Origin of the sequence: Bacillus sp. JH7, assembly GCF_001563515.1 — a bacterium.
Taxonomy (GTDB): Bacteria; Bacillota; Bacilli; order Bacillales; family Bacillaceae_G; genus Bacillus_A; species Bacillus_A cereus.
In genome coordinates, this window is the sequence record NZ_LPUS01000032.1 from 146,102 (window position 1) to 159,694 (window position 13,593).

The window sequence follows — 13,593 nt, forward strand, 5'->3', positions numbered from 1 at the left end:
ATGACTAAGAAGGGGAATGTATTACAACAACTCGGTTCTTTAATCGGTTTAGTATTAATTATCGTCGTAATTACAGCTTTAAATCCAGCGTTTATTGAAATTCCAAATTTATTTAATATACTGCGTCAAGTATCGATTAATGCGCTTATTGCATTCGGAATGACCTTCGTAATTTTAACAGGGGGTATTGACTTATCGGTAGGTTCTATTTTAGCATTATCAAGTGCACTTGTTGCTGGAATGATGGCAAGTGGCATGGATCCGTTCCTTGCAATGGCAGTTGGATTATTAGCAGGTCTTGTAATGGGAATTGTAAACGGTATCATCATTGCGAAAGGAAAAGTAGCTCCATTTATTGCAACTTTGGCAACAATGACTATTTTTCGTGGGTTGACGCTTGTTTATATGGACGGACGTCCGATCACTGGTCTTGGTGATCATTTAATGTTCCAAATGTTTGGCCGCGGTTATTTTCTTGGTATTCCGGTACCAGCTGTTACAATGATGATCGCTTTCGCAGTACTGTACTTCATTTTGAAGAAAACGACATTTGGTCGCCGTACATTTGCAATTGGTGGAAATGAAGAAGCAGCAGCACTATCAGGTATTAATGTTACGAGAATTAAAGTAATGATTTACGGTCTTTCCGGAATTTTGGCAGCGCTTGCAGGTATTGTCTTAACATCACGATTAGATTCTGCACAGCCGACTGCAGGTACTTCTTATGAATTAGATGCAATTGCAGCAGTTGTATTAGGTGGAACAAGTCTTTCTGGGGGAAGAGGATGGATTGTTGGTACATTCATCGGTGTACTTATTATCGGTGTATTAAATAACGGTTTAAATTTATTAGGTGTATCTTCTTTCTTCCAACAAGTTGTAAAAGGACTTGTAATCTTACTAGCTGTATTAATTGATCGCAGAAAAGAAGCGTAATGGAGGGACAGTTCATGAAGAAATGGTTACTTATACTCGTTGCATGTATTATGGTCATTACTGCTGGTTGTTCAATGGAACCGCCAGAATGGGCAAAGGATTCTAGCGATAAAGGTCGAAATAAAACTATTAAAGTTGGATTCTCTGTTTCAACTTTAAATAATCCCTTTTTTGTAACTTTGAAAAAGGGTGCAGAAAAGAAAGCGAAAGATAGTGGCATCGAATTAATTGCTGTTGATGCACAAAATGATGCAGCAAAGCAAACGAACGATGTTGAAGATTTAATTCAAAAGGGTGTCGATGTAGTTGTTATTAATCCGACCGATTCAGATGCTGTTGCTTCAGCAGTAAGTGCGGCAAATGCAGCAAATGTTCCTGTTATTACAGTAGACCGCGTTGCGAATTCAGGTAAGGTTGTTTCTCACATTGCTTCTAACAATATCGAAGGTGGTCAAATGGCTAGTGATTACATTCGTGAATTAGTTGGCGAAGGAGCAAACGTTGCTGAGTTAGAAGGAATCCCTGGGTCTTCCGCTGCTCGTGAACGTGGGAAAGGATTCCATAACGTAGCCGATAAGTCTTTAAAAGTAGTTGCAAAACAAGCAGCTGATTTTGATAGAGCGAAAGGATTATCTGTTATGGAAAACATTTTGCAAGCAAATGGTGATATTAAAGCCGTGTTTGCGCATAACGATGAGATGGCATTAGGTGCACTTGAAGCATTGAAGTCTGCTGGAAAAACAGATGTAGTCGTTGTTGGATTTGATGCAACAGACGATGCAGTGAAAGCGGTTAACGATGGGCGTATGGCTGCAACAGTCGCTCAAAAACCGGAATTAATCGGGGAGAAGGCGATGCAAACAGCAAAAGAGATAACACAAGGTAAAAAAGTGGACAAATCTATTCCGATTGAATTAGAGCTTATTAAGAAAAATAAATAAATATAAAATGAAAATTAGGAAGGAAGAACAACAAATGAAATTCTTTATTGATACAGCAAACGTTAACGAAATTAAAGAGGCAAATGAATTAGGTGTATTAGCTGGAGTAACGACAAATCCATCACTTGTAGCAAAAGAAGGCGTAGACTTCCACGAACGCATTCGTGAAATTTGCAACGTTGTAGAAGGACCTGTAAGTGCAGAAGTAATTAGCTTAGAAGCTGATAAGATGATTGAAGAAGGAAAAGAACTAGCGAAGATTGCTCCAAACGTTGTAGTAAAAGTTCCAATGACAACAGAAGGTTTAAAAGCAGTAAAAGCGTTCTCTGATTTAGGAATTCGTACAAACGTTACATTAGTGTTCTCAGCAGTTCAAGCATTACTTGCAGCTCGTGCTGGTGCAACATACGTTTCACCATTCTTAGGTCGCTTAGACGATATCGGTCATAACGGTATGGACTTAATTCGTCAAATCGCAGAAATCTTTGCAATTCATGGCATCGAAACAGAAATCATTGCAGCATCTGTACGTCACAGTGTTCACGTAACTGACGCAGCATTAAACGGTGCACATATTGCAACAATCCCAGCAAACGTAATTGCTTCATTAGTGAAGCACCCATTAACAGATCAAGGAATTGAGAAATTCTTAGCTGATTGGGAAAAAACACAAGAGAAATAATAGAAAAGCAAGAATCCTAGTTTAATTGACTAGGATTCTTTTTTTATTTAAAAGAATTTTCATGCAATTTTGCATATTGTCTTTTAAATTTGTTATATAAGATATTTAATATATATCACATAACTCTTTATTTTTCATATTTCGACATAAAGTGAAACTTTAATCAGTGGGGGCTTTGTTCATCCCCCCACTGATTATTAATTGAACCAAGGGATAAAAAGATAGAGGGTCTGACCAGAAAACTGGAGGGCATGATTCTATAACAAAAAGCTTAATGTTTATAGAATTATGTCTTTTTATATAGGGAGGGTAGTAAACAGAGATTTCGACAAAAACGCACCAATTTATCTGAATTTTAAGTTTTATAAAAGGGGAGAAATGGAATGAGAAGAAAAGCACCATTTAAAGTGTTGTCATCATTAGCAATTGCGGCAATTATCGGATGTACATCTGTAATGAGTGCTCCGTTAGCATATGCAGAAACGGCAGCAAAAAAGAAAGATAATGTATCTACAACACCAATTGATTACAATTTAATTCAAGAAGATCGTTTAGCGGAAGCACTGAAAGAAAGAGGAACAATTAATCCATCATCTTCTAAAGAAGAGACGAAAAAAGCTGTTGAGCAATATATTGAAAAGAAACAAGGAGATCAGGCGAATAAAGAAATTCTTCCAGATGCTCACTCACAAGAAACGTCTGATTTCACAAAAAAAGTAAAAGAGAAAAAGATGGAAGAAAAGGAAAATGTAAAAAAGGCTGAAAAAAATGTTAGCCTTGAGCAAAAGCCAGAACCAAATAAAAATCAATTGAATGGGCAAGTTCCAACTTCAAAAGCAAAGCAAGCTCCATATAAGGGATCTGTTCGATCAGATAAAGTATTAGTGCTACTCGTTGAATTTAGTGATTATAAACATAATAATATTGATCAAACACCAGGTTATATGTATTCGAAAGACTTTAGTAGAGAACATTATCAAAAGATGTTGTTCGGTAATGAGCCGTATACTTTATTTGATGGTTCAAAAGTAAAAACGTTTAAACAATACTATGAAGAGCAGTCTGGTGGTAGTTATACGACAGATGGATATGTAACGGAGTGGCTAACTGTTCCAGGAAAAGCATCTGATTATGGAGCTGATGGTAGCAGTGGGCACGATAATAAAGGTCCGAAAGGTGCACGTGATTTAGTGAAAGAAGCTTTGCATGCAGCTGCTGAGAAAGGACTAGATTTATCCCAGTTTGATCAATTTGATAGATATGATACAAACGGGGACGGGAATCAAAATGAACCTGACGGTGTAATTGATCATTTAATGGTAATCCATGCTGGTGTTGGTCAAGAAGCTGGTGGCGGTAAATTAGGTGATGATGCGATCTGGTCACATCGTTCAAAATTAGCAGTAGATCCAGTAGCGATTGAAGGTACGAAATCAAAGGTAGATTACTTTGGTGGTAAAGTAGCAGCACATGATTACACAATTGAACCAGAAGATGGAGCTGTAGGTGTGTTTGCACATGAATTTGGACATGATCTTGGATTACCAGATGAATATGACACGAAATATACTGGAAATGGTTCACCAGTCGAAGCTTGGTCATTAATGAGTGGAGGTAGTTGGACAGGGAAAATCGCAGGAACAGAGCCGACTAGTTTTTCACCACAAAATAAAGACTTCTTACAAAAGAATATGGGTGGCAACTGGGCAAAAATATTAGAAGTAGATTACGATAAAATTAAGAGTGGTGTGGGAGTTCCTACCTATATTGATCAAAGTGTTACGAAATCAAATCGTCCAGGCGTTGTACGTGTTAACTTACCAGGTAAAAGTGTTGAAACGATTAAACCGGAGTTTGGAAAGCATGCATATTATAGTACAAGAGGCGATGATATGCATACAACGTTAGAGACACCATTCTTTGATTTAACAAAGGGAACAAATGCAAAATTCGATTATAAAGCAAATTATGAGTTAGAAGCAGAGTGCGATTTCGTCGAAGTACATGCAGTAACAGAAGATGGAACGAAGACGTTAATTGATAGACTTGGAGAAAAAGTAGTCCAAGGAGATAAAGATACAACAGATGGGAAATGGATTGATAAATCATATGATTTAAGTCAATTTAAAGGCAAAAAAGTGAAACTACAATTCGACTATATTACAGATCCGGCTGTAACATATAAAGGTTTTGCGATGGATAATGTAAATGTAACTGTTGATGGACAAGTTGTATTTTCTGATGATGCAGAAGGAAATTCTAAAATGAATTTAAATGGTTTTGTTGTTTCTGATGGGACAGAGAAGAAAGCTCATTATTACTACTTAGAATGGAGAAACTATGCGGGATCAGATAATGGATTAAAAGCAGGAAAAGGTCCAGTGTACAATACAGGTCTTGTCGTTTGGTATGCAGATGATAGCTTTAAAGATAACTGGGTTGGGATGCATCCAGGTGAAGGATTCCTTGGTGTTGTTGACTCTCATCCAGAAGCGCTAGTTGGTAATTTAAACGGGAAACCAGCATACGGTAATACGGGCATGCAAATTGCAGATGCTGCATTTTCATTTGATAAAACACCAGCATGGAGTGTAAATTCATTAACACGTGGTCAGTTTAACTATTCTGGATTACAAGGTGTTACAACTTTTGATGATTCAAAAGTATATAGTAACAAGCAAATTGCAGACGCAGGAAGAAAAGTTCCAAACCTTGGACTTAAATTCCAAGTTGTTGGACAGGCAGAAGATAAATCGGCAGGCGCTGTTTGGATTAAACGCTAATAACATAAAAGCACATTCTTCATATGAAGAGTGTGCTTTTTAATTTGTACAGTAAGTTATTATTTTAGCTTATGTAATACAAGTTTTTATTCATGTGTAGTGTATCAAATTATGTGGGGAAAGGAAATATTTCCGAGGAAATTGTCGAAGTATCGTCGGTATTTATACACCTTTTTTGTAAAAGAAGAAATGTAGTATTGCCTTTACAGTTTAATTTATTTACATTGTTATTTGGTTATACACAAAAGTAATATATTGGGCAAAAAGAGTTCTATTCGATAGGGCTCTTTGGTTTTGTATTTGATATACAAATATTAACCTCAATTGTTTGGAAATGTATCTTCTTGTTTAGCGTCATTTGGACTTTAACTGCAGTTTTTGTTTTTCGTTTATATGAAGAGCGAGATGAGCCGTTACCTTTTATATTTAAATTAATTGGCATTATTCCAACGCTTCCATTATATTACGGATTATATCAATATGCATTTTAAAAAAGACAACGATGGATTATCCCATCATTGTCTTTTTTACTTTGCTTCTTACATAAATCATCCCAGCAAATGTTAATAAAAATGCTGTCCCGATAATGAAGCTGACGCTAGGTGATGCTCCGATTGCACCGACTGTAAAGGAGCCAGCAACAACTCCTAATGAGAAGAAGGCATAAAATAATCCGAATGCCTTTCCACGATTATCGTCTGTAGTATTTTCAACGAGTAAAGCGTTAATAGACGGGAAGAGGATTGCGAATCCAATTCCATAAATCATCATTACGATAAAGAGCATACCTTTTGTAGCAAATAATCCGAGTAAAGATAATGCGAATGCCATAACTGCAATTCCGATTAGCATTAGTTTCGAACGATTAAATTGATCGTAAATACGATTTGTTGGAAGCAAGAAGAAGAGGATAGCAGTTATACCAAATACACTTAACATCATGCCTGTTGTGGATGCTTTAAGCGCTAATGCCTCAACTTTTACTGGTAACATATAAGTGACAATTCCTTGTGAAAACATTAATGTGAAAGCACCAATATATGCTTGTAATAACGGTTCTGATTTTAAAAGTTCAACCATATCTTCTTTGTTCATCATTTGCGTTCTTGATGTATCTTTTCTTGATACGTTATTTGGTAAGAAGAATAGAGATACGATCGTACCAAGAGCCATTAAAATAGAAATAGTAATGAAGACCCATTCTACGCCAGCTGTTGCTTTCATAATACCGCTGAAAGCAGGTCCTACGATTGCCGCTGTTCCAACAGCAGCACCAGATAGAGCCATTGCTTTTCCTTGTTTTTTTGCAGTTGTTTGTTTTGATAAAAATGTAAAGGCAGCAGGAATTAAAAAGCCATCACTAAATCCATGCATAAAGCGAACAACTAATAGTTGTTCACCACTTTGAACAACGGTGTATAACAAGACTATGAAACTCGTAATTCCCATGCTTATATAAAGGATTTTTTTTGCACCAAATTTATCGACAGCTGCTCCAGCAATAATATTACCGATCATATTAGCGAATGAGTACATACCGACAACTAGCCCGATAATAAGAGGGGTTCCTCCAAGGCTTTGAGCGAAAGTACTCATAATAGGTAATTGTGAAAATGTATCTAAAAATGCCACGATAACGATAAAGTAAATAAAATATTTCAAGCGATATTCACCTCTCCTATGCTATTATGGCATAATGCTAATTTCACCTGCAATGAAATTGAATTAACAGATGTGGAAAAAAGTACAAAGTGACAAAATATTGAACGTTATTTGTAAAAAATTAGTAGAGATGCGATTGTTTTTTTGAAATATATGGATAGAAGTATTATAATAGAATTGTAAACTTCACCAGGTTAAGTATATACATAGAGAGGGATGTATAAAATGAAAGCACTACTTTGGCATAATCAACGTAATGTACGAGTAGAAGAAGTACCAGAACCAACAGTAAAACCAGGAACAGTGAAAATCAAAGTTAAATGGTGTGGTATTTGTGGGACAGACTTGCATGAATATTTAGCAGGGCCTATTTTTATTCCAACAGAAGAACATCCATTAACACATGTGAAAGCACCTGTTATTTTAGGTCATGAGTTTAGTGGTGAGGTAATAGAGATTGGTGAAGGAGTTACATCTCATAAAGTGGGAGACCGCGTTGTTGTAGAACCAATTTATTCTTGTGGTAAATGTGAAGCTTGTAAACATGGACATTACAATGTTTGTGAACAACTTGTTTTCCACGGTCTTGGCGGAGAAGGCGGCGGTTTCTCTGAATATACAGTAGTACCAGAAGATATGGTTCATCACATTCCAGATGAAATGACGTATGAACAAGGTGCGCTTGTAGAACCAGCAGCAGTAGCAGTTCATGCAGTACGTCAAAGTAAATTAAAAGAAGGGGAAGCTGTAGCAGTATTTGGTTGCGGTCCAATTGGACTTCTTGTTATCCAAGCAGCTAAAGCAGCAGGAGCGACTCCTGTTATTGCAGTTGAACTTTCTAAAGAACGTCAAGAGTTAGCGAAATTAGCAGGTGCGGATTATGTATTAAATCCAGCAACTCAAGATGTGTTAGCTGAAATCCGTAACTTAACAAATGGTTTAGGTGTAAATGTTAGCTTTGAAGTAACAGGTGTTGAAGTTGTACTACGACAAGCGATTGAAAGTACAAGCTTCGAAGGACAAACTGTAATTGTTAGTGTATGGGAAAAAGACGCAACAATTACTCCAAATAACTTAGTATTAAAAGAAAAAGAAGTTATTGGTATTTTAGGATACCGTCACATCTTCCCAGCTGTTATTAAATTAATTAGCTCTGGTCAAATTCAAGCAGAGAAATTAATTACGAAAAAAATTACAGTCGATCAAGTTGTTGAAGAAGGATTTGAAGCACTTGTAAAAGATAAAACACAAGTGAAAATTCTTGTTTCACCTAAATAAGATAGAATCGAATAGAGTAGCCCTTTTCTAGAAATAGAAGAGGGCTACTTTTTTTCTATACTGAAAGGTGATAGACTTTCCTTTGACTAAATGTATTTTTGTTTGGAAGGGAGAATCTAATGCTTTCATTTTTGTTAACTTTAAAGCGAATGTTAAGAGCCTGTTTACGAGCGTGGAAAGATAAAGAATTTCAAGTATTATTCGTATTAACAATTTTGACTTTAATATCGGGTACGATTTTTTATAGTACAGTTGAAGAATTACGTCCTATTGACGCTTTATATTTTAGTGTGGTCACGTTGACGACTGTCGGTGATGGGAATTTTAGTCCGCAAACTGATTTCGGAAAGATATTTACAATCTTATACATATTTATTGGGATTGGATTAGTGTTTGGATTTATTCATAAGTTAGCAGTTAATGTACAATTGCCAAGTATATTATCGAATAGAAAAAAAGAGTAAAGCATTCAGATGCTTTACTCTTTTTTTACATTAGTTTAGACAAGCCTTAATAATAGTTTATTAAAATGAAAGTGTATTCATTCATTATATTCACTGTGTATAAAGTTATAATGATATGAACATTTGCATATTTTAATTTATTGATAGAAATTTCGTGAAAGGTGGGATATTCTAGTCATAGGTTAACCGGACGACATCATAGGATCCTAACAAAATGTTTACAATAATTCAATTATAAAATGGAGGATTTTATATGAAAAAGAAAGTACTTGCTTTAGCGGCAGCTATTACATTAGTTGCTCCATTACAAAGTGTTGCATTTGCTCATGAAAATGATGGGGGACAGAGATTTGGAGTTATTCCGCGCTGGTCTGCTGAAGATAAACATAAAGAAGGCGTGAATTCTCATTTATGGATTGTAAACCGTGCAATTGATATTATGTCTCGTAATACAACACTTGTAAAACAAGATCGAGTTGCACTATTAAATGAATGGCGTACGGAGTTAGAGAACGGTATTTATGCTGCTGACTATGAAAATCCTTATTATGATAATAGCACATTTGCTTCACATTTCTATGACCCTGACAATGGGAAAACTTATATTCCGTATGCAAAGCAGGCAAAGGAAACTGGAGCTAAGTATTTTAAATTAGCTGGTGAGTCTTACAAAAATAAAGATATGAAACAAGCATTCTTCTATTTAGGATTATCTCTTCATTATCTAGGGGATGTAAACCAACCGATGCATGCAGCAAACTTTACGAACCTTTCGTATCCACAAGGGTTCCATTCTAAATATGAAAACTTTGTAGATACGATAAAAGATAACTATAAAGTAACGGATGGAAATGGATATTGGAACTGGAAAGGTACGAATCCAGAAGATTGGATTCATGGAGCGGCAGTAGTTGCGAAACAAGATTACGCTGGCATTGTAAATGATAATACGAAAGATTGGTTCGTGAGAGCTGCTGTATCACAAGAATATGCAGATAAATGGCGCGCTGAAGTTACACCAATGACAGGTAAGCGTTTAATGGATGCACAACGTGTTACTGCTGGATATATTCAGCTTTGGTTTGATACGTACGGAAATCGTTAAGTATTTAAAAAAGGTCAAATCTCAGAATAGAGTATTTGGCCTTTTTATCACTATACAATACATGGAGGTATGAAACGTGAAAGGTAAATTGCTAAAAGGTGTACTTAGCTTAGGTGTTGGTCTAGGAGCTTTATATAGTGGAACGTCAGCTCAAGCAGAAGCGTCTACAAATCAAAACGATACATTAAAAGTGATGACGCATAATGTATATATGCTATCAACAAACTTATATCCGAACTGGGGACAAACTGAGCGTGCTGATTTAATCGGGGCGGCAGATTATATAAAGAATCAAGACGTAGTTATATTAAATGAAGTGTTTGATAATAGCGCATCAGATCGTTTATTAGGGAATTTGAAGAAAGAATATCCAAATCAAACAGCAGTATTAGGTCGTAGTAGTGGAAGTGAATGGGATAAAACGTTAGGAAACTATTCATCTTCAACTCCTGAAGATGGTGGCGTTGCGATTGTGAGCAAATGGCCAATCGCTGAAAAGATTCAATATGTATTTGCAAAAGGATGCGGGCCAGATAATTTATCGAATAAAGGATTTGTATACACGAAAATTAAGAAAAATGATCGCTTTGTTCATGTAATTGGTACGCATTTGCAAGCGGAAGATAGTATGTGCGGAAAAACTTCACCTGCATCTGTACGTACAGACCAATTAAAAGAAATTCAAGACTTTATTAAAAATAAAAATATACCAAATAATGAGTATGTGTTAATTGGTGGTGATATGAACGTAAATAAAATAAATGCAGAGAACAAGAATGACTCAGAGTATGCATCTATGTTTAAAACATTGAACGCTTCTGTACCATCTTATACTGGACATACAGCGACTTGGGACGCAACGACAAACAGTATTGCAAAATATAATTTCCCTGATAGTCCTGCTGAGTATTTAGATTATATTATTGCAAGTAAAGACCATGCGAACCCATCGTATATAGAGAATAAGGTGTTACAGCCGCAATCTCCACAATGGACTGTTACATCATGGTTCCAAAAATATACGTATAATGATTACTCTGATCATTATCCAGTAGAGGCGACTATTTCTATGAAGTAGTTTCAAAAAGTTTCTTCGTAAAGAAGAAACTTTTTTTATTTGCAAACAGGAAAATCACACTTTCTTTCCAATATGTATAAGACATATTGAGAAGAGGAGAGAAAAATGTGGATCGAGGAATTTTTAAAGAAGTTCCATTACCGTGTGCATTTTTGGATGAAGTGGCTTTAGATAGAAATATTCAATCGATTATAGAGTTAAGTGGAAATAAAAAGATTCGTATAGCGAGTAAATCGTTACGCTCTGTTCCGATTATGCAAAAGATACTAGCTGCAAATGATCGATTTCAAGGTATTATGTGCTTTTCACCTAGAGAGATTTTATTTTTAATAGAACAAGGATTTAATGATTTATTGCTTGGATATCCTGCTTACGATGAAAGAGCTCTGTATGAAATTAGTTTGTTAACAAAGAAAGGTTTCATTATAACTTGTATGGTGGATTGTGAAGAGCATATTGTGTATTTAGAAAACATTGCTGAGCAATCTAAAGGATGTTTTCGTGTTTGTTTGGATATTGATATGAGTAGTCGCTTCTTTCAATTTCATTTTGGTGTACAAAGGTCCCCAGTAAAAAATGTGCAGGATGCGTTGAAAGTAGTAGAAAAGGTGAGAAGGTCATCATATTTAATGTTAGATGGTGTAATGGGATATGAAGCTCAAATTGCCGGGGTGGGCGATTATATACCGAATCAATGGTTGAAAAGTAAAGTGATTTCGTATTTAAAGCAGAAATCAGTGCTAGAAGTTAAAGAAAGAAGAGAACATATTGTAAAAGCAATACAAAACATTGGTATTGAGCTAAGGTTTGTAAATGGAGGCGGAACAGGAAGCATAAAAACAACCGAGAAAGATAATTCAGTTTCAGAGATTACAATAGGTTCTGCTTTTTATTCTCCGAAGCTGTTTGATTATTATAAAGAGGTGAAATTTCATCCAGCGGTCGGATTTGCCTTACCAGTTGTGCGTAAACCAGTCCCGTTTATTTACACTTGCCTAGGTGGTGGATATATTGCTTCAGGAGCAGTTGGAAAAGATAAAGAGCCTGAAGTTTGGAGACCGAAGGGTGCAAAATTATTAGCTTTAGAAGGTGCTGGCGAGGTACAAACGCCAATTTTTTATAACGGCGAGGAACGAGTGGATATAGGAGAGACCATTTTGTTTCGTCATAGTAAGGCTGGTGAATTATGTGAACGCTTTCCTTTTTTATATCGTGTTAAAAAAGGAGAGATTGTCGGGGAGTATTCAACATATCGGGGGGATGGCCAATGCTTTCTATAAAGGGACAAAAGTGGAGAAATTGGACAGGGAATGTAGAAGGAACGCCGCATTATACGATGTATCCAGAAAGTATACAAGATGTAGTAGAAGTTGTGGGGCTTGCGCGAAAAAAGGGAAAGAAAATTCGTGTTGTCGGTTCAGGACACTCGTTTACCCCCCTTGTGCAAACGGAAGAAGTTTTAGTTTCTTTAGATGAATTGAAGGGTATTGTGAATATTGATGCAGAGAAGATGGTTGCTGAAGTATGGGCAGGAACAAAGTTATATGATTTAGGGAAGTTACTTGAGGAAAAAGGTTATGCGCAAGAAAATTTAGGGGATATTGATTCGCAATCTATTGCAGGAGCGATTAGTACGGGGACTCATGGAACGGGTATTACCTTTGGGAGTTTATCAACACAAGTTATAGAGATTACGGCAGTTCTATCTAATGGTGAGAGTATAGTTTGTTCGGAAGCTGAGAACGTAGAATATTGGAGAGCGTTTCAGTTGTCACTTGGAATGTTAGGTATCATTGTAAAGATAAAATTGAAGGTTATTCCAGCGTATTCACTCGTTTATGAAAGTGAAAAACAGTCATTATCCACTGTAATGAACAAACTAGAAGAATATAAGAAGCATCGTCATTTTGAATTTTTCGTTTTTCCTTATTCTGATGAAGTACAAGTGAAACTTACGAACGAAACAACGAATAAAGGCAGTGATTTGAAATGGCATAAACTAAAGGTGGAGTTACTTGAAAATAGGATGTTCTCTTTACTATCTAAAGGATGTAAATGGTTTCCTTCTATAAGTAAAGGCGTGAGTCGGTTATCAGCTAAAGCTGTACCAAACACAAAAATAATTGGCCCGAGCTATGAAGTATTTGCTACATCACGTACGGTGCCATTTTATGAAATGGAGTATAGCATTCCTTCAAAGTATATGAGGACGGTTGTAGAAGAAATCTCAAATCTTATTGAAAAGAAAAAGTATAAGGTGCACTTCCCAATCGAATGCCGCTATGTGAAAGGGGATGATATATGGCTTAGTCCGGCCTATGGAAGAGATTCAGCATATATCGCTGTTCATATGTATAAAGGTATGAAATATGCTGCTTACTTTGGCGAAGTGGAAAAGATTTTTCTGAAGTATGAAGGGCGTCCACATTGGGGGAAAATGCATACATTATCGTATGAACAATTACAATATATATATCCAGAGTTTCATTCGTTTTTACAGGTGAGGAAATCTCTAGATGAACTTGGAATGTTTTTTAATCCTTATGCGGAGAAGTTATTTATCCCGCTATTTGTCAGGCAGTAAGACCCCTACCTCAAAATTCAGTGGAAGCAAAGAAGTTAGGTGAGGGCTAATTAAAGTTTCACATTATGTATATGAAAAAG

11 protein-coding genes and 1 pseudogene are annotated in these 13,593 nt (G+C 36.1%); 11 read left to right on the forward strand and 1 reads right to left on the reverse strand.

Annotation, left to right across the window (positions count from 1 at the left end; translation table 11 throughout):
- The 5 genes and pseudogenes from rbsC to AU379_RS30775 all read left to right on the forward strand — a co-directional run.
- Window positions 1-936, forward strand: a complete 936-nt coding sequence (gene rbsC / locus AU379_RS26715; RefSeq protein ID WP_000162129.1) for a ribose ABC transporter permease — start codon at window positions 1-3, stop codon at window positions 934-936.
- Window positions 937-950: 14 nt separating this feature from the next.
- Entirely contained in the window at window positions 951-1,877 is a 927-nt protein-coding gene (rbsB, locus tag AU379_RS26720; RefSeq protein ID WP_000758974.1) for a ribose ABC transporter substrate-binding protein RbsB, read from the forward strand.
- 34 nt (window positions 1,878-1,911) lie between these two features.
- Complete coding sequence (gene fsa, locus AU379_RS26725; RefSeq protein WP_000667698.1) at window positions 1,912-2,559, forward strand: fructose-6-phosphate aldolase; 648 nt, start codon at window positions 1,912-1,914, stop codon at window positions 2,557-2,559.
- 383 nt (window positions 2,560-2,942) lie between these two features.
- Entirely contained in the window at window positions 2,943-5,342 is a 2,400-nt protein-coding gene (inhA2, locus tag AU379_RS26730) for a M6 family metalloprotease immune inhibitor InhA2 (RefSeq protein ID WP_001252961.1), read from the forward strand.
- A 278-nt stretch (window positions 5,343-5,620) separates the two neighbouring features.
- Window positions 5,621-5,833, forward strand: a pseudogene (locus AU379_RS30775) (hypothetical protein); the annotation flags it as partial.
- A gap of 16 nt (window positions 5,834-5,849) precedes the next feature.
- Here the strand turns inward: AU379_RS30775 and AU379_RS26740 are convergent.
- Window positions 5,850-7,004: an MFS transporter gene (locus AU379_RS26740; RefSeq protein ID WP_061140058.1), complete on the reverse strand. Its 1,155-nt coding sequence runs from the start codon at window positions 7,002-7,004 to the stop codon at window positions 5,850-5,852.
- A gap of 225 nt (window positions 7,005-7,229) precedes the next feature.
- Here AU379_RS26740 and bdhA point away from each other — a divergent pair, with 225 nt between their 5' ends.
- From bdhA to AU379_RS26770, 6 genes are all read left to right on the forward strand, one after another.
- Window positions 7,230-8,282 (forward strand): (R,R)-butanediol dehydrogenase, encoded by a 1,053-nt coding sequence (gene bdhA, locus AU379_RS26745; RefSeq protein WP_061140059.1) that lies wholly within the window; start codon window positions 7,230-7,232, stop codon window positions 8,280-8,282.
- A gap of 119 nt (window positions 8,283-8,401) precedes the next feature.
- Complete coding sequence (locus tag AU379_RS26750; RefSeq protein WP_000948209.1) at window positions 8,402-8,746, forward strand: potassium channel family protein; 345 nt, start codon at window positions 8,402-8,404, stop codon at window positions 8,744-8,746.
- A 253-nt stretch (window positions 8,747-8,999) separates the two neighbouring features.
- A complete protein-coding gene (gene cerA / locus AU379_RS26755; protein WP_000730997.1) occupies window positions 9,000-9,851 on the forward strand; it encodes a phospholipase CerA in 852 nt (283 codons plus the stop codon).
- Window positions 9,852-9,927: 76 nt separating this feature from the next.
- Window positions 9,928-10,929 carry a sphingomyelinase C gene (gene sph / locus AU379_RS26760; protein WP_000676797.1) on the forward strand — a complete coding sequence of 334 codons (1,002 nt, stop codon included), beginning with the start codon at window positions 9,928-9,930 and terminating at the stop codon, window positions 10,927-10,929.
- Between the two features lie 107 nt (window positions 10,930-11,036).
- Window positions 11,037-12,209 carry an amino acid deaminase/aldolase gene (locus tag AU379_RS26765; protein WP_000373747.1) on the forward strand — a complete coding sequence of 391 codons (1,173 nt, stop codon included), beginning with the start codon at window positions 11,037-11,039 and terminating at the stop codon, window positions 12,207-12,209.
- On the forward strand, window positions 12,197-13,513 hold the full coding sequence (locus AU379_RS26770) for a D-arabinono-1,4-lactone oxidase (RefSeq protein ID WP_000948950.1): 1,317 nt from the start codon (window positions 12,197-12,199) through the stop codon (window positions 13,511-13,513). The genes AU379_RS26765 and AU379_RS26770 overlap by 13 nt, the downstream gene beginning before the upstream one ends.
- Window positions 13,514-13,593 lie beyond the last annotated feature (80 nt).

What these genes read in the sequence shown, in the direction of transcription:
- AU379_RS26750 (WP_000948209.1), top strand. Translation starts at nt 8,402, where the DNA reads ATGCTTTCATTTTTGTTAACTTTAAAGCGAATGTTAAGAGCCTGTTTA.
- rbsC (WP_000162129.1), top strand. Translation starts at nt 1, where the DNA reads ATGACTAAGAAGGGGAATGTATTACAACAACTCGGTTCTTTAATCGGT.
- inhA2 (WP_001252961.1), top strand. Translation starts at nt 2,943, where the DNA reads ATGAGAAGAAAAGCACCATTTAAAGTGTTGTCATCATTAGCAATTGCG.
- cerA (WP_000730997.1), top strand. Translation starts at nt 9,000, where the DNA reads ATGAAAAAGAAAGTACTTGCTTTAGCGGCAGCTATTACATTAGTTGCT.
- AU379_RS26770 (WP_000948950.1), top strand. Translation starts at nt 12,197, where the DNA reads ATGCTTTCTATAAAGGGACAAAAGTGGAGAAATTGGACAGGGAATGTA.
- rbsB (WP_000758974.1), top strand. Translation starts at nt 951, where the DNA reads ATGAAGAAATGGTTACTTATACTCGTTGCATGTATTATGGTCATTACT.
- bdhA (WP_061140059.1), top strand. Translation starts at nt 7,230, where the DNA reads ATGAAAGCACTACTTTGGCATAATCAACGTAATGTACGAGTAGAAGAA.
- fsa (WP_000667698.1), top strand. Translation starts at nt 1,912, where the DNA reads ATGAAATTCTTTATTGATACAGCAAACGTTAACGAAATTAAAGAGGCA.